Annotated in this window: 15 protein-coding genes; 7 read left to right on the plus strand and 8 right to left on the minus strand. The window is 72.3% G+C overall.

All coding sequences use genetic code 11. The features are described from left to right. Nucleotides 1-138 precede the first annotated feature (138 nt). The 4 genes from BUE30_RS00400 to BUE30_RS17695 all read right to left on the minus strand — a co-directional run bounded on the left by BUE30_RS00400 (nucleotide 139) and on the right by BUE30_RS17695 (nucleotide 4356). Entirely contained in the window at nucleotides 139-1458 is a 1320-nt protein-coding gene (locus BUE30_RS00400) for an HlyC/CorC family transporter (protein ID WP_073325611.1), read from the minus strand. A gap of 117 nt (nucleotides 1459-1575) precedes the next feature. Continuing rightward, on the minus strand, nucleotides 1576-2601 hold the full coding sequence (locus tag BUE30_RS00405; protein WP_073325613.1) for a tyrosine recombinase: 1026 nt from the start codon (nucleotides 2599-2601) through the stop codon (nucleotides 1576-1578). A 58-nt stretch (nucleotides 2602-2659) separates the two neighbouring features. Next, nucleotides 2660-4204, minus strand: a complete 1545-nt coding sequence (locus BUE30_RS00410; protein ID WP_073325615.1) for a hypothetical protein — start codon at nucleotides 4202-4204, stop codon at nucleotides 2660-2662. After that, nucleotides 4204-4356: a hypothetical protein gene (locus BUE30_RS17695; protein WP_170865599.1), complete on the minus strand. Its 153-nt coding sequence runs from the start codon at nucleotides 4354-4356 to the stop codon at nucleotides 4204-4206. Before BUE30_RS17695 ends, BUE30_RS00410 begins: the two co-directional genes overlap by 1 nt. A gap of 200 nt (nucleotides 4357-4556) precedes the next feature. On the opposite strand from BUE30_RS17695, the gene BUE30_RS00415 reads away from it, so the two are divergent. Next, the gene (locus tag BUE30_RS00415) at nucleotides 4557-5111 is read left to right on the plus strand and encodes a shikimate kinase (RefSeq protein ID WP_073325616.1); all 555 of its coding nucleotides are present in this window, start codon (nucleotides 4557-4559) and stop codon (nucleotides 5109-5111) included. A 4-nt stretch (nucleotides 5112-5115) separates the two neighbouring features. Continuing rightward, the gene (gene aroB, locus BUE30_RS00420; protein ID WP_073325618.1) at nucleotides 5116-6225 is read left to right on the plus strand and encodes a 3-dehydroquinate synthase; all 1110 of its coding nucleotides are present in this window, start codon (nucleotides 5116-5118) and stop codon (nucleotides 6223-6225) included. Nucleotides 6226-6560: 335 nt separating this feature from the next. Here the strand turns inward: aroB and ssb are convergent, their stop codons facing one another. After that, nucleotides 6561-7076 carry a single-stranded DNA-binding protein gene (gene ssb, locus BUE30_RS00425; protein WP_073325620.1) on the minus strand — a complete coding sequence of 172 codons (516 nt, stop codon included), beginning with the start codon at nucleotides 7074-7076 and terminating at the stop codon, nucleotides 6561-6563. A 304-nt stretch (nucleotides 7077-7380) separates the two neighbouring features. Here ssb and BUE30_RS00430 point away from each other — a divergent pair, with 304 nt between their 5' ends. Both BUE30_RS00430 and BUE30_RS00435 read left to right on the plus strand, forming a co-directional pair. Further along, complete coding sequence (locus BUE30_RS00430) at nucleotides 7381-8046, plus strand: lytic transglycosylase domain-containing protein (RefSeq protein ID WP_083600962.1); 666 nt, start codon at nucleotides 7381-7383, stop codon at nucleotides 8044-8046. 36 nt (nucleotides 8047-8082) lie between these two features. Further along, the gene (locus tag BUE30_RS00435) at nucleotides 8083-9411 is read left to right on the plus strand and encodes a DUF2254 domain-containing protein (RefSeq protein ID WP_083600964.1); all 1329 of its coding nucleotides are present in this window, start codon (nucleotides 8083-8085) and stop codon (nucleotides 9409-9411) included. Nucleotides 9412-9493: 82 nt separating this feature from the next. On the opposite strand, the gene BUE30_RS00440 is transcribed toward BUE30_RS00435, so the two are convergent. From BUE30_RS00440 to miaA, 3 genes are all read right to left on the minus strand, one after another. Further along, entirely contained in the window at nucleotides 9494-11152 is a 1659-nt protein-coding gene (locus tag BUE30_RS00440) for an ABC transporter substrate-binding protein (RefSeq protein ID WP_073325622.1), read from the minus strand. Between the two features lie 139 nt (nucleotides 11153-11291). Then, entirely contained in the window at nucleotides 11292-12146 is an 855-nt protein-coding gene (locus BUE30_RS00445) for an AraC family transcriptional regulator (RefSeq protein WP_073325624.1), read from the minus strand. 160 nt (nucleotides 12147-12306) lie between these two features. After that, a complete protein-coding gene (gene miaA, locus BUE30_RS00450; protein WP_083600966.1) occupies nucleotides 12307-13254 on the minus strand; it encodes a tRNA (adenosine(37)-N6)-dimethylallyltransferase MiaA in 948 nt (315 codons plus the stop codon). A 45-nt stretch (nucleotides 13255-13299) separates the two neighbouring features. Between miaA and pyrH the strand changes: the two genes are divergently transcribed. From pyrH to frr, 3 genes are all read left to right on the plus strand, one after another. Next, nucleotides 13300-14043, plus strand: a complete 744-nt coding sequence (gene pyrH, locus BUE30_RS00455) for a UMP kinase (protein WP_073325626.1) — start codon at nucleotides 13300-13302, stop codon at nucleotides 14041-14043. 160 nt (nucleotides 14044-14203) lie between these two features. Continuing rightward, on the plus strand, nucleotides 14204-17635 hold the full coding sequence (locus BUE30_RS00460; protein ID WP_073325628.1) for an ExeM/NucH family extracellular endonuclease: 3432 nt from the start codon (nucleotides 14204-14206) through the stop codon (nucleotides 17633-17635). 139 nt (nucleotides 17636-17774) lie between these two features. Further along, a complete protein-coding gene (gene frr / locus BUE30_RS00465; RefSeq protein WP_073325630.1) occupies nucleotides 17775-18338 on the plus strand; it encodes a ribosome recycling factor in 564 nt (187 codons plus the stop codon). Nucleotides 18339-18390 lie beyond the last annotated feature (52 nt).

The following is an 18390-nucleotide window of genomic DNA, read 5'->3' on the forward strand; positions in this document are numbered from 1 at the left end:
CGTCCGGAACGGGCCCTGTCGCCCGGCGGAGCGGGCATTCGGGGGCGGGGGCCGGGACGGCAGCGTCCCCGGCATGATCGGGCGCCTCGCCGAGGAGGGGCGGAACGGGGGCCGGGCCGGTGTGCGGCGGCCCGTGCCTCAGGCCTCCTCCGTCTCCAGCGCACTGATCTTGAGCGTCTTGAGGCGGTTCTCCTCCTTCTCGAGCACCTCGAAGCGGAAGCCGTGGAAGGAGAAGACCTGCCCCTCCATCGGGATCAGCTGCGCCTCGTGGATGACGAGGCCGGCGATGGTATTGGCCTCCTCGTCGGGGAGGTCCCAGTCGTGCAGGCGGTTGAGGTCGCGGATCGTGGTCGAGCCCTCGACGAGGTAGCCGCCGTCCTCGGTGCGGGCGACGGGCTCCTCCTCGCCGACGTCGAACTCGTCGGCGATCTCGCCGACGATCTCCTCGAGGATGTCCTCGAGCGTCAGCAGGCCCTGCAGCGTGCCGTATTCGTCCACCACCAGGGCGAAATGCGTGTGCCGTTTCAGGAACTGGCGCATCTGGTCGTCGAGCGTGGTGTATTCGGGGACGAAATAGGGCTCCATCGCCACGTCGAGGATGTCGAACTGCGTCAGCTCCTCGGGCGAGACGGCGCCGTCGTCGCGCAGCATCCGGTTGATCGCGCGCAGCAGGTCCTTGGCGTGCAGCACGCCGACGATGTTCTCCTGCTTGTCCTTCCAGAGCGGCAGCCGGGTATGCGGGCTCTCGAGCACCTGGGTCAGGATCGCGCTGACGGGGAGAGAGGCGTCCACCATCTCGATGTTGGAGCGGTGGAGCATGATCTCCTCCACCGTCCGGTCGCCGAGATCGAGCGCGCCGAGGATGCGGTCGCGATCCTCCTTCTCGATCGCGCCCTCGTCCTCGCCGAGCGAGAGCGCGCCGCGGATCTCCTCGCGGACGGCGAGGATGTTGCTGTCGGGATCGGTGCGCACGCCGAAGACGCGCAGCACGCCGCGCACGATGGCGCGCACCACGCCGACGATCGGGGCGAAGACAAGCACGACCAGCGAGATCGGCCGCGCCACGACGCTGGCCATGCTCTCGGAATTGGTGATCGCGTAGGTCTTGGGCAGCACCTCGGCGAAGATCAGGACGAGCAGCGTCATCACCAGCGTGGCGAAGGCGACGCCCGATTCGCCGAAGAGCCGGGTCAGCAGCGCCGTGGCGAGCGAGGTGGCGAGGATGTTCACCACGTTGTTGCCCAGCAGGACCGAACCGATCAGCCGCTCGTTGTCCTCGGTCAGCCGGAGCGCCTGCTCGGCGCCCCTCGAGCCCTTGTCGGAGAGCGAGCGCAGCTTGCCGCGCGAGGCGGCCGTGAGCGCGGTCTCGGAGCCGGAGAAGAAGGCGGAGAAGACGAGCAGCAGCAGGATCGCGCCGGCGGTGATCCAGAAGGAGGCGTCCGTGAAGATCTCGGTCATGTCGCTAGGGAGGTGGGCGGGGCCGGGGGCGGGGCGGGATGGGCGCGCGTCATGGCCCCTTGATGTGGCGCGCGCGAGCGGTTTTCAAGTCGGCCCGCGCGGAGGGAGGCGGGGATGTCACCGGCCGGGATCCCGCCCGGCGCCGCGCGCGGGGCCGGGCCGGGGACGGGGAGCGGGATCGGGATCGGGGGCCGGGGCGCGGGGGCGGTCGGTCCCGGGATCGCGTGCGAGGGGGTGATGGGCGGCGACGAGGTCGCCGAGCCGCTCGTCGAGGACATGGGTGTAGATCTCGGTCGTGGAGACGTCGGCATGGCCGAGCATCGTCTGGATCGCGCGCAGGTCGGCGCCATGGGCCAGCAGGTGCGTGGCGAAGACATGGCGCAGCGTGTGGGGCGAGACGCGGGCGGGGGAGAGCCCGGCCCGGATCGCGATCTCCTTCACCAGGCCGTGGAAGCGATGGCGGGTCAGGTGCCCCGAGGCCCCGCCCGAGGGAAAGAGGAAGCGCGACGGCGCGCCCCCCGCCCTGCGGGCCGTCTCCTCGCGCGCGTCGCGCACGGCGAGCCAGTCGGCGAGCGCGGACCGGGCAGGGGACGAGAGCGGCACCAGCCGCTCGCGCCCGCCCTTGCCGCGGACATGCAGCATCCGGGGATCGCCCCGCGCGGCGGCGACGGGCAGCGAGACGAGCTCGGTCACCCGCAGGCCGGTCGCGTAGAGCAGTTCCATCAGGCAGGTGTCGCGCGGCGCGTCGCGCCCGTCCCGGGCGGCGGCGAGCAGGCGCTCCACCTCCTCCTCGCTGAGCGTCTTGGGCAGGCGGCGGTCCTTGCCGGGGCCGGTGAGGCGGATCGCCGGGTCGTCGTCGCGCCATCCCTCCTCGAAGGCGAAGCGGGTGAGTTGCCGGATCGCCGAGAGGCGGCGCGCGCGCGTCGACCTGGCCAGGCCCTCGGCCTCGCAGGCGACAAGATACCCTTCGATCTGGTCCCGGGTCGCGGCGCCGAATCCGCTGCCGTGCCGCGCGAGCCACTCGGCCACGGCGCGCAGGTCCCGGCCATAGGCGAGCAGCGTGTTGCGCGCCGCGCCCGCCTCGGCTGCCTGCGCCTCGAGGAAGGTGGCGATCCAGTCGGAATCGCGGGACGGGGCGGTCACGACGGGCGCCCGGCCGCGCTTGTTGCCCGGCCCGTCCCGTTCACCGGGCCGCCGCTCGTCACGAGGGGCGCTCCAGCAGCACGTATTGCAGTGCGAGGCGGCGGGCATCGTCCTCCAGCCCCAGGGTCCGGAGCCCGGCCAGCGCCTGCGCGACGAGGGCGGGATCGGTGCGGCGGCCGGTCTCGAGCAGGTCCAGCGCGGCGAGGATCGAGGGGCCGAGCCGGGCGGGGTCGAGGTCCGGCATCGCGTTTCCCTCGCCCGCGAAGGCGCGGCGCACCGCCTCGGCCCGGGGGCCCGGGGGCGTGTCTTCCGGCGCGGCACCGCGGGCGATGGCGTGCAGGAAGCGGTCCTCGGGATCCGTCGGCTCGTGCGCGATGGCGGTGCTCTCGTACGAGGAGGTCAGCAGGCCGAGACGATGGGCGATGGCGCCCGCCTCGCCCGCCAGCCCGTGCCCGGCGAGGTCGCGGGCATAGGCGCGGGCGAAGGGAACCTCGAGCCGCGCCTCCTGCATCGCGGCCCAGGCCCGGGGCAGCGCGTCGCCGAGTCCGGCGGCATCGGCATCCGCCAGCGCGGTCTCGAGCGCGGCGATGGCGGTGGCCCGGTCCCAGACCCCGCCCGAGGCGGCGGGCCGCGATTCGGTATAGAGGTCGAACAGGACGGATTCCCCGATCGCCCCGGCGCGCGCCAGGCGTTCCGCCGCCTCGATCCGCAGCCGCCAGGCGACGATCGGGCGCAGGTCGGCGCGGGCGAAGGCGAGCGGCAGGTCGGCGGTGGGCAGCGCCTCGCCGATCGCCTCGTAGAGCCGGTAGTCGAGCGGCGTCGTCCGCTCGGGCAGGGGCAGCGGAAAGGCGGTCTCGGCCGAGCCGTCGTCGAGGAAGCGGGTCAGCAGCGCCTCTTCCGCCTCGGTGACGTCGCCGAGGGCGATGGCGGTGTTCAGCGTCAGCGCCGCCGCCGTCCAGTCGCCTCCGCGCGCGAGGCAGAAGACGCGGGCGGGCAGGGTCGGCGCGAGGGCGGGCCGGTCGAGCATGATGCGGCAGGCCGCGTCCTCCTCGCCCAGCAGCAGCGCGACGTCGAACCAGCGGCGGAAGCGGCGCGGATCGGCGGCGGGATCGCCCGCCTCGAGCAGTGCCCGCGCGGCGTCGAGCGCGCCGAGCTGCAGCAGCCGGTCGACCCGGGCCATGTAGAGCGCGCCGTCGGCGCCCGCGCCCTGCGGGGGGGCGGCCTCGGCCAGCATGAGGCGGGTCTGCAGGTCGATGCTGGCCGGAAGGCCCGAGCCGGGGAGCGCGGCCAGCGCGGCCAGCACCTCGTCCTCGGGCGTGGCGGACCAGAGCGTCGCCGGCAGGCCCGAGATCGCGGGCGGCAGCACGCCCACCCGGTCGGCGGAGGGCGTGTCGAGCGCGCTGACGGTGATGTCGGGGGCGGTCGCGTCGTCGGCGACGGCCGGCTCGTCCGGCGCGGCGGGTTCGGGATCCGGCGCGGGCAGGGCGACGCTCTGCGACAGCCAGTCGATGGCCGAGAGCGGCGCGTCCTGCGACGCGACCTCCTGCGCCCGGGCCGGTCCGGCGATCAGCACGAGCGCGGCGAGGATCGTGGTCCGGCGCATCAGTCCTGGCCCAGTGTCACGGGCTGGCGCATCTCGCGCAGCGGCGGCTCGAAATCGCCCGGAAAGAAGACCGGCCCGATATAGGCGTAGGCGAGCAGGGCGATGGCGGCCAGGACCACCAGCCAGAAGATGAGCTTGATCGCGCGCCACATGATGGTTCTCGCCTCTGCCTGCGGGTCCGCCCGTCGCCGGGCGGGCCCGGTGCGCAGCGTGTTGTCGAGGCGGCTTATATCTGGTCTTCCGGGCGAGATCACGCCATTCAGGGCCCGGTCCCGGCAAGCGGTCGCCGACAGATGCGGTGGCGGCACGGGAAGGGGCCGGCAGGGATCCGGCGAGGGGGGACCGGGACGACATGGCCGAACGCGGCATCCGCCTTCACCGCTCCGTGGCGCTCGTCGGTATGATGGGATCGGGAAAGAGCGCGATCGGCCGGACCCTCGCCGCCCGGCTGGGCCTGCCGCTGCTCGATTCCGACGCCGCGCTGGAAGAGGCCGCGCGGCGGTCCATCGCCGAGATCTTCGCCCGCGACGGCGAGGCGTTCTTCCGCGACCGCGAGCACGAGGTGATCGCCCGCCTGCTCTCCGGGCCGCCGGCCATCCTGTCGACCGGGGGCGGCGCCTTCCTCTTCGAGCGCAACCGCCGGGTGATCGGCGAGAAGGGCGTCTCGGTCTGGCTCGACGCCGACCTGCCCACCCTGTGGGAGAGGGTGCGCCACAAGGACACGCGCCCGCTGCTGCGCGCCCCCGACCCACGGGCCCGGCTGGCCGCGCTGCTGGAGGAGCGGCGCCCCTTCTACGCGCTGGCCGATCTGGCGGTGCGCAGCGAGGCGGGCTTCACCCTGGAACAGACCACCGACCGGGTGATGGAGGCGCTGCGCGCCCGTCCCGGCCTGCTGGCGGAGGAGTGAGCGCATGGAGCGTGTCGCCGTCGACCTGCCCGGACGGGCCTACGAGATCCTGATCGGGCCGGGGCTGACCGCCCGGGCCGGGGCGCTGGTCGCACCGCTGCTGCGCCGCCCGCGCGTCGCGATCGTGACCGAGGACCGGGTCGCCGCCGCGCATCTCGGGGCGCTCGGCGCCGCCTTCGCCGCCGAGGGGATCGCGGCCGAGGCGCTGGTCCTGCCGCCGGGCGAGGGGACGAAGTGCTGGGCCGAGCTCGCACGCGTGACCGAGTGGCTGCTGGCGCAGGGGGTGGAGCGGGGCGACGTGGTCGTCGCCTTCGGCGGCGGGGTGATCGGCGATCTCGTGGGCTTCGCCGCGGCGATCCTGCGGCGCGGCGTGCGCTTCGTCCAGGTGCCGACGACCCTGCTGGCGCAGGTCGACAGCTCGGTCGGGGGCAAGACCGGCATCAACACGGCGCAGGGCAAGAACCTGGTCGGCGCGTTCCACCAGCCGAGCCTCGTGATCGCGGATACCGCGCTTCTGGCGAGCCTGCCCGATCGGGATTTCCGCGCGGGCTACGGCGAGGTGATGAAATACGGCCTGCTCGGCGATCCGGCGTTCTGGGACTGGCTGGAAGCCGCCGGTCCGCGGCTGAGGGACGATCCCGCGGCTCTGGTGCGCGCGGTGCGCCGGTCCTGCGAGATGAAGGCCGGGATCGTCATGCGCGACGAGACCGAGCAGGGGGAGCGGGCGCTGCTCAATCTCGGCCATACCTTCTGCCACGCGCTCGAATCGGCCACGGGATATTCGGACCGGCTGCTGCACGGCGAGGGGGTGGCGATCGGCTGCGCGCTGGCCTTCGAGCTGTCGGCGCGGCTCGGCCTCTGTCCGCAGGAGGAGCCGGGGCGGGTGCGCGCCCATCTGGCGGCGATGGGGATGCGGCGCGACCTCGCCGACATCCCGGGCGATCTGCCGGACGCCGAGGCGCTGCTTGCGCTGATGGGCCAGGACAAGAAGGTGGTGGACGGGCAGCTGCGCTTCGTCCTCGCCCGGCGGATCGGCGATGCCTTCGTCACGGGAGACGTGCCGCGCGACGCGGTGCGGGACCTCCTGTCCGAATCGCTGGCGGCGCGGGGCTAGGTCCCGGGGGAGGCCTGCCGGGACTGGGATCGGGGCGGGCGGTCCGTCGCGCACCGGGCCGCCGCCTAGCCAGGCGGCGAGGGGATCGGCCTCGGGCCGGCGGCGCCCCGACCGGGAATCGCCGTCCGACGCAGTCCCCGACGGGACGATCCCCGCCGTCGAAAGCGAAGGTTACCTACTGGCCTGCACCCTATGGAAAGGCGGATCCCGGCCGGGGATCGCTGTCCGGGATCGCCGCCGCGGACGGGGCGCCTCCCATCCGCCGTAATGCCACGAACCCGTGGGCCCGTGCCCGGCGGAAGCGCGGCGCCCGGCCGGGGCGCCGCGGGGGACGATCAGAACGGGATGTCGTCGTCCATGTCGCCGCGGCCGCCGCCGCCGCCCGAGGACGCCCCTCCCCGGTCGTCGTAGCCGCCGTAGCTGCCGGAGCCGCCGCGGTCCTCATAGCCGCCATTGCCGCCGCCGTAATTGCCGCCGCCACCCCCGCCGCCGCCCTCGCCGCGACCGTCGAGCAGGGTCAGCTCGCCACGATAGGGGCGCAGCACGACCTCGGTCGAGTAGCGGTCCTGGCCGGACTGGTCCTGCCATTTGCGGGTCTCGAGCTGGCCCTCGATATAGACCTTGGAGCCCTTCTTGAGGTACTGCTCGGCGATCCGGGCCAGCGGCTCGGAGAAGATGGCGACGGAATGCCATTCCGTCTTCTCGCGCCGTTCGCCGGTATTGCGGTCCTTCCAGTTCTCGGAGGTGGCGATCCGCAGGTTGCAGACCTTGCCCCCGTTCTGGAACGTCCGCGTCTCGGGGTCGCGCCCCAGATTGCCGACGATGATCACCTTGTTCACGCTGCCTGCCATCGGCCGCTCCCCCATGTCTCGGCCGGCCCGGCGGGCGGCCGCATTCGCTTCCGGATTATCGAAGGTTGGTTAACCGATCCTCACCGCCGGCGGAAGGGCGGGGCCGTCCGCGCACGGCCCGGGGCGGCGCCCGGGGGCCGCACCGCAGGTGGCACGGGAGGGCGGCATCCGCAGGACGCTGGCCAGAGGGCGTGCGTCCTGCTAGTCTTCGCGCCGGAACGGCCGATCCCGGAACGCGACCGGGGCGGCGGGAATGGCCCCCGGGGATCGTGCCCGGCGGCCGCCTGATCGGGGGACGACCGAAATGATCGATCCGAACCGGCGCCGCGCGCCCGAACTGGCCCGGCGCCCTGCGCCCGCAGGGAACCGGCGCACGGCGGCCGCTCTGGCCCTTTCCAGCGGTCTCGCGGCCCTGCTGGCCGGTCCGGCGGCGGCGGACACGGTCTCGACGATGAACAACCGCGCCGCGCTCTTCGCCTCGCAGGTCAACGTGCTCGACGGGCGGGCGGCGCAGCAATACGAGAACTCGGCCCGGCTCCAGCCTGAGCGGTCGGACCCGCTCTTCGGGGCGGCACCGGTCGCGGCCCCCGCCTATGCGGGCAGTTATGCCGGCCCGCACCTCGCCGTCGCCCGGGCCGCGGCCCGGCGCCATGGCATCCCCGAGGACCTGTTCCTGCGCCTCGTCCAGCAGGAGAGCGGATGGAACGCGGGCGCGGTCAGCCACAAGGGCGCGCTCGGCCTCGCCCAGCTGATGCCCGAGACGGCGGCGCTCCTGGGCGTCGATCCCGGCGATCCGGCGCAGAACCTCGACGGCGGGGCCCGCTACCTCGCCGCCCAATTCGCCGCCTTCGGGTCCTGGCCGCTGGCGCTGGCCGCCTACAATGCGGGTCCGGGCGCGGTGCAGCGCTACGGCGGGATCCCGCCCTATGCCGAGACCGAAGGCTACGTCCGCGCCATCTGGGGATCCTGAGGCGCCGCCCGCCGCGCGCCGGACGCGTCCCCCACCATGATCTCCAAACTGAACTGGCGCCTGCGCCGCTGGCTGCGCAGCATCTGGGCCCCCGTGATCGGCTTCGCGCTGCTCGGCCTCGTCACGTCCTTTCTCGCCATCGGGGCGCGGCCCTGGCTGCCGGAGGATTTCGGCGGCGATATCGGCGTCGACGCGATCGACCAGATCCTGAACGTCCTCGCCACCTCGATGCTGGGGGTCACGACCTTTTCGGTCTCGATCATGGTGACGGCCTTCGCCTCGGCCGCCTCCTCGGCGACGCCGCGCACGCTGACGCTGCTGCAATCGGACCGGCAGACGCGCTACGTCCTCGCCATCTTCGTCGGGGCGTTCATCTATTCCCTGACCGGCATCGTCGCGTTGCGCGCCGGCCTCTACGGCGAGGGGGGGCGGGCGATCCTGTTCGCGGTGACGATCGCGGTGATCGCGGTCATCGTCATCGCGCTGATGCGCTGGATCGCGCATCTGACGGTCTTCGGGCGCCTGACCGACACGCTGCGCCGGGTCGAGGAGGCGACGGCGCGGGCGCTGAAGGTGCGGCGCGAGGCGCCCTATCTGGGCGGCCGGCCGATGGAGGGACCGGTTCCCGGCGGGGCGCGCTACCTGACCGCGGCCCGGACCGGAAGCGTCCAGCATGTCGACATGGAGGCGCTGCAGGATACGGCGCAGGAGGCGGGCCTGTCGGTCTGGCTGCTGGCGCCGCCCGGCACGTTCGTCACGCCGCTCGACCCGATCCTGGCGGTGACCGGCCTGCCGGACGAGGACGGGGGCGGGGAGGAGGACAGGGACGGGGACGGGGAGGCGGCGCGGCTGGTCGGGAGGCTGACCGGCGCGATCACCACCGACGCGGCGCGCAGCTTCGACCAGGATCCGCTCTTCGGGCTGATCGTGATGTCCGAGGTCGCCTCGCGGGCGCTGTCCCCGGCGGTGAACGATCCCGGCACGGCGATCGACGTGCTGAACCGGATCCTGAGGGTGCTGCTGGACTGGCGCGACGTGCCCGCGCCCGAGATGCGATTCGACCGGGTGCATGTCGCCGCGCTCGATGCCGCCGAGATGCTGCGCGCCTGCATCCGGCCGATCCTGCGCGACGGCGCGGCGCTGGTCGAGGTGCAGATCCGGGCACAGCGCGTGCTGCGGACGCTGGCCAGCGCGAACCCGGTGCTGTTCGGCGCTGGGGCGGCGGCCGAATCGGCGAACGGGATCGCCTACGCGGAAGGGGCGGTGACCCTGCCCGCGGAGCTGGCGGCGCTGCGGGCGATGGCGGAGGAGACGGCGCGCCTCGCCCGGCCGCAGCCGCTGCGCGCCGAGGGGCAGGCGATGTGACGGGGCCCGGCCCCGCGCCGGGACGGTCCCGGGCGCGTCAGGCCCCGACGCATCAGGCCCCGACGCATCAGGCCCCGACGCGTCAGGCCAGACCCCACTTGTAGTGGTGATGCTCGAACGAGACGTGCATGTCGACGCCGAGCAGCCCGGTCCGGTAGTGACGGTAGAGCGAGCGCCAGTAGGGCTGGATCGTCACGCCCTCTTCCTGGATCAGCGCCTCCATCCGCGCCATCGTCTCGCGCCGGGTCGCGGCGTCCTCGATCGACAGGGCCTGCGCGAGCAGGGCGTCGAAGTCGGGATTCGACCAGCCGAACTCGTTCCAGGCCGCACCGGAGCGGTAGGCGAGCGCGTGGACCTGCACGCCGAGCGGGCGGTGGTTCCAGTTGGTCGCGCTGAAGGGCCAGCGCCGCCAGCCCCCGGCGAAGACATCCTCGGGCAGGATGGTTCGCCGGACGGTGAAGCCCGCGTCGCGCAGCATCGCGCCGACCGCGTCGGTGGTGTTGCGCAGCCAGTCGTCGTCGACCGAGGTCAGCTCGAACTCGAACGCCGCCATGCCCGCCTCCTCCAGCAGCGCGAGCGCGGCGGCGGGGTCGAAGGGCCGGGGCGGCATCGGGGCGTATTCGGGGTGCAGGCGGCCGACATGGTGGTTCTCGGCCGTCTCGCCCCGGTTTCCGTAGCCGAGTTCGAGCAGGATGGCGTTGTCCGTGGCCAGCTGGATCGCGCGGCGCACCCGGATGTCGGCATAGGGGCGCATCCCGTCCACCTCTGCCAGCTGGTTGGGGCGGATCACGCAGGTGGCCATGCTGACCACCTCGGATTTCGGGAATCCCAGCGCGTCGAGCGCGTCGATGAAATCGCCGACGCTCTCGTAGAGCATGTCGACCTCGCCCGCCTCCATCGCGGCGAGCCAGGCGGCGGGGTCGGTGCCGTAGTCGAGATACTCGATCCGGTCGAGATAGGGGCCGCCATAGATCCCGGTGCCCCACCAGACATGGCCGGGCACGCGCTCGAGCACGGCCCGCACGCCGGGCTCGATCTCGGCGATGCGGTAGGGCCCTGTGCCGATCGCCGCTGCCGTGTCCGCCGGGTCGTAGGAGGCGGGGACGATCGCGGCCGGGTAGTCCGAGAAACCGGGAACGAGGGTGATGTCGGGGCTGGAGAGGGTGAGCCGGACCGTCAGCTCGTCCACCACCTCGACCGCGCCGTCGCGCAGGCGGCCGGTGGCGGGGTCGATCAGGCTGACCATGCGGCCAGCCATGGAATTGCCCGCCACCGAGGCGTCGCACCAGCGGGCGATGTTGCGGGCCACGTCCCCGGCGGTGAAGGGCTCGCCGTTGCTCCAGCTCACGCCGGGGCGGACATGCAGCAGGTAGGCGCTGGCATCCTCGTTCGCCTCCCACCCCTCCAGCAGCATGCCGCGGAAGGTGCCGTCGCTGTCGTATTCGACGAGGTATTCCAGCGTGCCCCGGGTCAGGTTGCCGAGCTCGGACCAGTCGAAGGTGCGGGTGTCCTTGAGCGCCCGCACGCTCATCTGGCAGCGGATCGTGCCGCCCTGCCGCGCGGTCGGCAGGCCCTGCGCGGCGGCGGGGGCGGCACGGCCGGCCAGGCCCCAGGCGGCGGGAGCGGAGAGGCCGAGCGCGGTGGCCCGGGCGAGGAATTCGCGCCGGTCCATCGTGCCCGCGCGCAGCTCGCCCGCGTAACGCAGGGCGGCGGGATGGATCTTGCCTGCCTCGCGCGTCATCTCGCCACTCCCTCTGCCGCATTCATGTCCGCGGGATGATCTATGCCGCCGGCCGCGAAAGGAACGGCCCTGCCGGCCCCTTAGCAGGGAGAGGCGGTGCAGCGGGACACACGATGGCGCGAGTCCGGCCCGGGCGGGCCTAGTGCAGCGTGACCGGGCGGGGCCCGGCCCCCTGCAGGCGCGAGGCGCGGCGGAAGTCGGAGGGCGTCTGCCCGGTGGCGCGCTGGAAGGCGCGGGTGAAATAGGCGGGCGAGTTGTAGCCGAGCGCGGCCGCCACCTCCTTCACCGGGCGGGGATCGACGCGCAGCATCTCGCGCGCCTCGAAGAGCAGCCGGTCGGTCAGCAGCTCGTGCGCCGAGCGGCCGCAGGTCTGTCGGCAGGCGCGGGTGAGATGCGTCGGCGTGACGCCGAGCGTGCGGGCGAAATGGGCGATGGCGGGCTGGCGGCGGAACTCGCGTTCGACGAGGTCGGAATAGGCGGCGACGAGGCGGGCGGCGGCGCTGTCCTCGCGCTCGCCCCGGGCGGTCTCGGCGAGGGCGTCGTACTGGCGGTGGAAGTAGACCCCCAGCAGGCCGAGATGGTAATGCGCCGCACGTGCCGCGCCCGGTCGGGCATCCTTGAGCTCGCGTTCCAGCGCGTCGAAGATCGCCGCCACCTCGCGCTGCGCCATCACGTCGCGCAGGCGCAGGTGCACCGGCTCGTCCGGCCATTCGGCGGCCATCGCGCCGGGGATCGTCAGGAGGTGCCCCGAGACGAGCGGGCCGGCCTCGTAGCCGTACATCGTGCCGGCGGGCAGGAAGACGAGGTTGTTGGCGCCGTAGCCGCGGGTCAGCCCGGCCATCGTCAGGCGGCCCTGTCCCTTGGTGACGAACATCAGCCGCGGCGTGCGGTGGGCGCGCATCGCCTCGGTCCGCCATCGGCCGAGGCCGGAGGTCAGCGCGATCGGTTGCAGCGACAGGCGGTCGCCGCCCGCCAGAGACGTCGTCATGGTCATGGCCCAAACCCCCCGGTTCGATTAGTGCAAGTGTTGGCCGAGGAGGGCCCGCCGACAAAGGCAAAGTTGCGGCGGCGGCAGGAAAAGTTGGGGATCGAGCTGGGGATAACCCGGGGCCGCGCGCCCCGGCGCGCCCGCCGGGACAGGGGCGCCGCGCGGCTCAGCCTGTGGATAAGGCGGGCACCGCCGACCAGTCGCCCATCCGGGCGCGGAACCATGTCCGCTGCCGCTTGGCGTATTGCCGGGTCTGGATCGCGGCGCGGACGCGCACCTCGTCGAGACCCATCCGCCCCTCCAGATGCGCGATCAGCTCGGCTGCGCCGATCGCGCGGGAGGAGGGCAGCGCGGGGTCCCAGCGGGGATGCATCGCCCGCGCCTCGTCCAGCGCGCCGCCCGCCAGCATCGCGTCGAAGCGTCGTTCGATCCGGGGGGTGAGCCAGTCCTTCGGCGCGTCGATCAGCAGCCGCTCGGCCGATCCCGGGGGCAGCAGCGGCGCGGCGGGCGCGGCCTGCCACTCGGCCAGCGCCCGGCCGGTAGCGCGCCGCACCTCCCAGGCGCGCTGGACGCGGGCCCGGTTGGCGATGTCGATCCGCGCCGCATCGGCAGGGGCGAGACCGTCGCGCAGCGCCTCGAGCGACAGGGAATCGCCCTGGGCCCGGATCGCGGGCGGCACGGGCGGCACCTCTGCCAGACCCTCGGTCAGGGCGGTGAAGTAGAGGCCGGTCCCGCCGGTGACGATGGGCCGGGCGCCGCCCGCCAGCAGCGGCTCGACGGCGCGCAGCCAGTGGCCGACCGACCAGTCCGCCTCGGGCGCGAGATGACCGTAGAGCAGATGCGGCGCCCGCGCCCGATCCTCGGCCGGGGGCTGGGCGGTCAGCACCTCCCAGCCGGCATAGACCTGCAGCGCGTCGGCGTTCACGACGACGCCGCCCGCCTCCTCGGCGATGCGCAGGGCGAGGGCGGACTTGCCGCTGGCGGTCGGGCCCGCGATCAGGACCGGCCGATCCGGCGGCAGCCCGGCGATCCGCGCGCGCAGCTTCTCGGCATCCAGCGTCTCGCCCGTCACCCGTTCCCCCGCCACGTTGATCCCGGCCCGGCTTTCCGACATATCCCGGTCCGACCGCCAGTCGCCACCCTTCCGGAGGATCCCCCCATGACCGTCACCGCGACCGCCGCCTCCGACGCGCCCGTGAGATTCAAGCGGGTCATGCTCAAGATCTCGGGCGAGGCGCTGATGGGCGAGACCGCCTTCGGCCTGCACCCGCCGACCGTCCAGCGCATCGCGCAGGAGGTGAAGAGCGTGCACGATCTCGGCGTCGAGATCTGCATGGTGATCGGGGGCGGCAACATCTTCCGCGGGCTGCAGGGCAGCGCGCAGGGGATGGAGCGCACGACGGCCGATTACATGGGGATGCTGGCGACGGTGATGAACGCGCTGGCGATGCAATCGGCCCTGGAAGAGCTGAAGATCCATACCCGCACGATCAGCGCCATCCCGATGGACCAGGTCTGCGAGCCCTATATCCGCCGCCGCGCGGTGCGCCATCTCGAGAAGAAGCGGGTCTGCATCTTCGCCGCCGGGACGGGCAATCCCTACTTCACCACCGATACCGCCGCGACGCTGCGGGCCAGCGAGATGAACTGCGAGGCGATCTTCAAGGGCACCAAGGTGGACGGCGTCTACGACAAGGATCCCAAGAAATTCGACGACGCCAAGCGCTACGAGACGGTCAGCTACAACGAGGCGCTGGCCAGGAATCTGGGCGTGATGGACGCCTCCGCCATCGCGCTGGCGCGGGACAACCGGCTGCCGATCATCGTCTTCTCGCTGGACGAGCCCGGCGGCTTCCGCGGGATCCTGGCGGGGCAGGGCACCTACACGACCGTGAAGGGCTGACCCCGCGGTCCTGCCGTTCGCGGCGCCCGGATCCTGACCATCCGGTCAGCGAATTCCCGCCCGTTCCCCCGGGTTGCGCCACGTCATGCGCGCCATGTCACCCGTCCGTGATGAACCTGCCCATAATGCGCCTGCAGCGGCGCCAGCAGGGGGAACGAGCATGGCCATCATCTTTCGCGAAGGGTTCGAGACCGACGGGTCGGGCACCCGGTACACCACCGGCATCCCGCAATTCAGCGACGGCTCCTACGATTTCTTCACCCGGACGGACGGGACGGGGATCGGGTCCGGCTACGAGGTGACGGGCGCGACCGGGTCGCACTACTTCGCCGCGCAGGACATCGACGGCGAGGGCGCGGCGCTGCCGGCGACGCTGTCCTTCGACGGGATCGACATCTCGGGCCTGTCCGGCCTGTCGCTGTCGATCGACCTGGCCGAGGACGATGCCAGCGACGGGAACGAGGACTGGGATTCGGGGGATTCCTTTCTGGTCGAGTACCGGATCGACGGCGGCGCCTGGGCCGGCCTGTTCCTTGTCCAGAACGACGGCAGCACCTTCAATTCGGCGCCGCTGCTGGGGGGCACCGCGCTGACCTCGCAGTTCCAGACCTTCTCCTCCGCCATCGCGGGGGCCGGATCGCTCTTGGACCTGCGGCTGACCTTCCAGTTCGATTCGGGGGACGAGGACATCGCGATCGACGAGATCGTCCTCTCCGACGGGGGACCGACAGGTCCCGGCCCCGATCCCGATCCCGGCCCGACCAGCCCGGTGCGGATCAGCGAGATCGACGCCGACCAGGACGGGACCGACAGCGCCGAATTCGTCGAATTGTTCGACGGCGGCGCGGGGAACACCTCGCTCGACGGGCTGACCCTCGTCCTGTTCAACGGCAATGGCGATGCCGCCTACACGACGATCCCGCTCGACGGCTACAGCACCAACGAGGACGGCTATTTCGTCATCGGCTCGGACCTCGTCGACAACGTGGACCTCGTCGCGTGGACGACCAACGGTCTGCAGAACGGCGCCGACGCGGTCGCGCTCTATCTCGGCGGGGCGCCCGCCACCGGGGAGGCGGCGACCACCACGAACCTCGTCGACGCCGTCGTCTACGGCACGAACGATGCGGCCGATACCGGCCTGCTCGCCGCGCTCGGCCAGACGGTCCAGTACGACGAGGACGCGAACGGCGACAGCGAGGGCGAGAGCCTGATCCGCCAGGGCGACGGCAGCTTCGTCGCCGGAACGCCCAGCCCGGGCGGGGCCGTTCCGCCGGTCCAGCCCCCGCAGGAGGTGCTGATCTCGCAGATCCAGGGAACCGCCGGCACCAGCGCCTATGCCGTGTCGGGCGTCGACGACGTCTCGCCCCTCGCCGGGACGACCGTGTCGGTGACCGCCGTCGTGACGGCCGACTTCATGTCGGGTCTGCGCGGCTTCTACCTGCAGGAAGAGGATGCGGACTGGGACGACAACCCGCTGACGTCGGAGGGCGTGTTCGTCTTTGCCGGCGCGCTGGACGGGCTCGACGTGGCGGTGGGCGATCTCGTGACGGTGACCGGCACCGTGGGCGAGTATTCCGGCCAGACCCAGATCTCGGCCATGTCGGTCGAGGCGATCGCCTCGGGCGTGGCGCTGCCCAGCTCGGTCGAGGTCGAGTTCCCGGTGGCGAACGTGATGATCGACGGCTCGGGCGGCTACGTCGCCAATCTCGAGGCCTACGAGGGAATGCTGATCGACCTGCCGCAGGAGATGCTGGTCACCGAGCTGTTCAACCTCGACCGCTTCGGCGAGTACCAGCTGTCGACCGACCGGTTCGAGCAGTTCACCCAGTTCGCCGAACCCGACGCGGCGGGGAACGACGCCTATCTGCAGCAGGTCGCCCGTTCGTCGGTCTATGTCGATGACGGGGCGAGCGCGCAGAACCCGGCCGAGATCACGGTGATCGACGGCAATGACGGCGTGCTGTCCCCATCCGACACCTTCTCGATGGGAGACACGCTGTCCCGGCTCTCGGGCGTGCTCGGCTACGGCTTCGACCAGTTCCGCCTGCAGGATCCGACCGGCACCTACGAGAACACGCAGGTCCGCCCCGAGAGCCCCGAGGACGTGGGCGGCAACTTCCGCGCCGCGGGCATGAACGTGCTCAACTACTTCACCACGCTGTCGGGCAATACCGATATCGGGCTGGAGGCGCGCGGCGCCAATTCGGCGGAGGAGTTCGAGCGGCAGGCGGGCAAGATCGTCGACGCGATCCTCGAGATCGACGCCGACGTGTTCGGACTGGTCGAGATCGAGAACGACTTCGCCGGCGCGGACATCGCCGTGGCCGACCTTGTGGCCCGGCTCAATGCCGAGCTGGGGCAGGACGTCTATGCCTGGGTCGATCCGGGGCAGGAATTCGTCGGCACCGACGCCATCGCCAACGCCCTGATCTACCGCACCGACCGCGTCGAGACGGTCGGCGACATGGCGATCCTGACCGAGTTCGAGGGCCGCGACTTCCTCGACCCTCTGGGCGCCGGGCGCGACCTGAACCGGGCGGCGATCGCCCAGACCTTCGAGGATCTCGGCACCGGGCAGCTGGTGACGGTGTCGGTCAACCACCTGAAGTCCAAGGGCTCTCTTTCCGGCCTGCCGGAGGACGAGGATCAGGGCGACGGGGCGGGCAACAACGACGCCACGCGCGAGGCGGCGGCCGACATCCTGGCCGACTGGCTGGCCTCGGACCCGACCGGGACCGGCGCGTCCCGGCAGCTCGTCCTGGGCGACTTCAACGCCTACGCGCAGGAGGACCCGATCGACGTGATGCGCGCGGCGGGCTTCACCGACCTCGCCGCGGCGGCGATCGAGGATCCCTACAGCTACGTCTTCGACGGGCTGGTCGGAACGCTCGACTACGCCTTCGCGAACGAGAGGCTCGCGAGCGAGCTGACCGGCGCGACCGAGTGGCACATCAACTCGAACGAGGCGGATGCCTTCGACTACAACCTCGATTTCGGGCGCGACCCGGACCTCTACGACGAGACGACCGCGGCGCGGTATTCCGACCACGACCCGGTGATCGTCGGGTTCGACCTGCGCACCCTGATCGAGGGCACCGACCGCCGCGACGTGGTGGCGGGGACCGCCGCGGGGGACGAGATCGTCCTGGGCCGCGGCACCGATGTCGCCTTCGGCGGGGGCGGCGACGACCTGATCTTCGGCGGCGCGGGCGGGGACTACATCCTCGGCGGCGACGGCGATGACGAGATCGACGGCGGCGAGGGCAACGACAGGATCCTGGGCGGTGCCGGCGACGACAGGATCGTCTTCGGGGAGGGTCGGGCCGATCTGCTCTTCGGGGGCAGCGGGTCCGATGCCTTCGTCTTCGCGGACGGGGCGGCCGGGGACGGGGACCGCGGAAACGCGACGATCTTCGACTTCGACGTGCGGCACGACGTCCTGGACCTGGGCGGGGTCGAGGTGGCGCGGGTCCAGGACCGGTTCCTGACCGTGACGCTCACGCTCGAGGGCGACGGCGACCGGATCACCCTCCTGGGCGTGCGCGACGCGGACGACATCGTCTTCGCGGACGATCTGCTCTCGGCCTGAGCCGTCCGCGCGCCGGCGGCCGGCCGCCGCGCGGACGGATGGTGGGCGGCCCGCGGCCTATACAGCCGCGGGCCGTCCCGTTATAGCTCTGCGGGCCGCCGGGACAGGCGGGCCGACAACGAAGAGGGCGGGCAGCGTCATGGCAGACGATTTCGAACTGGACACGGGCGATCTCCAGCGCCGCATGGAAGGCGCGCTCGCCAACCTGCGCACGGAATTCGCCTCGCTGCGGACGGGGCGCGCCTCGGGCTCGATGCTGGACCCGGTCATGGTCGACGCCTACGGCTCGCCCACGCCGATCAACCAGGTCGGGACCGTCAATGTCCCCGAGCCGCGGATGGTCACCATCAACGTCTGGGACAAGGCCCTCGTCGGCAAGGTCGAGAAGGCGATCCGCGAGAGCGGGCTCGGCATCAATCCGCAGCTGAACGGCACGATCATCATGCTGCCGATCCCCGAACTGAACGAGGAGCGCCGGCGCGAGCTGACGAAGGTGGCGGGCGATTATGCCGAGCGGGCCCGGGTCGCTATCCGCAACCTGCGCCGCGACGGCATGGACCAGATCAAGAAGGCCAAGGCCGACGGCATGTCCGAGGACGACCAGAAATTCTGGGAGGCCGAGGTGCAGGAGCTGACGGACAGGCACATCAAGCTGGTCGACAGCTCGCTCGAGACCAAGCAGTCCGAGATCATGCAGGTCTGAGGGCGACGGGTCGCGGCGGCCGGGTCCGGGGCGCCGCGCGACGATCAAGCGG

The sequence above is a fragment of the Wenxinia saemankumensis genome (assembly GCF_900141735.1).
GTDB classification, from domain to species: domain Bacteria; phylum Pseudomonadota; class Alphaproteobacteria; order Rhodobacterales; family Rhodobacteraceae; genus Wenxinia; species Wenxinia saemankumensis.

Coding starts and splice junctions, on each gene's coding strand:
- frr (WP_073325630.1), top strand. CDS start 17,775: ATGGCAGACGATTTCGAACTGGACACGGGCGATCTCCAGCGCCGCATG.
- BUE30_RS17695 (WP_170865599.1), bottom strand. CDS start 4,356: ATGTGGCGCGCGATCAAGCTCATCTTCTGGCTGGTGGTCCTGGCCGCC.
- BUE30_RS00460 (WP_073325628.1), top strand. CDS start 14,204: ATGGCCATCATCTTTCGCGAAGGGTTCGAGACCGACGGGTCGGGCACC.
- BUE30_RS00435 (WP_083600964.1), top strand. CDS start 8,083: ATGATCTCCAAACTGAACTGGCGCCTGCGCCGCTGGCTGCGCAGCATC.
- BUE30_RS00400 (WP_073325611.1), bottom strand. CDS start 1,458: ATGACCGAGATCTTCACGGACGCCTCCTTCTGGATCACCGCCGGCGCG.
- pyrH (WP_073325626.1), top strand. CDS start 13,300: ATGACCGTCACCGCGACCGCCGCCTCCGACGCGCCCGTGAGATTCAAG.
- BUE30_RS00445 (WP_073325624.1), bottom strand. CDS start 12,146: ATGACCATGACGACGTCTCTGGCGGGCGGCGACCGCCTGTCGCTGCAA.
- BUE30_RS00430 (WP_083600962.1), top strand. CDS start 7,381: ATGATCGATCCGAACCGGCGCCGCGCGCCCGAACTGGCCCGGCGCCCT.
- aroB (WP_073325618.1), top strand. CDS start 5,116: ATGGAGCGTGTCGCCGTCGACCTGCCCGGACGGGCCTACGAGATCCTG.
- miaA (WP_083600966.1), bottom strand. CDS start 13,254: ATGTCGGAAAGCCGGGCCGGGATCAACGTGGCGGGGGAACGGGTGACG.
- BUE30_RS00415 (WP_073325616.1), top strand. CDS start 4,557: ATGGCCGAACGCGGCATCCGCCTTCACCGCTCCGTGGCGCTCGTCGGT.
- BUE30_RS00410 (WP_073325615.1), bottom strand. CDS start 4,204: ATGCGCCGGACCACGATCCTCGCCGCGCTCGTGCTGATCGCCGGACCG.
- BUE30_RS00440 (WP_073325622.1), bottom strand. CDS start 11,152: ATGACGCGCGAGGCAGGCAAGATCCATCCCGCCGCCCTGCGTTACGCG.
- ssb (WP_073325620.1), bottom strand. CDS start 7,076: ATGGCAGGCAGCGTGAACAAGGTGATCATCGTCGGCAATCTGGGGCGC.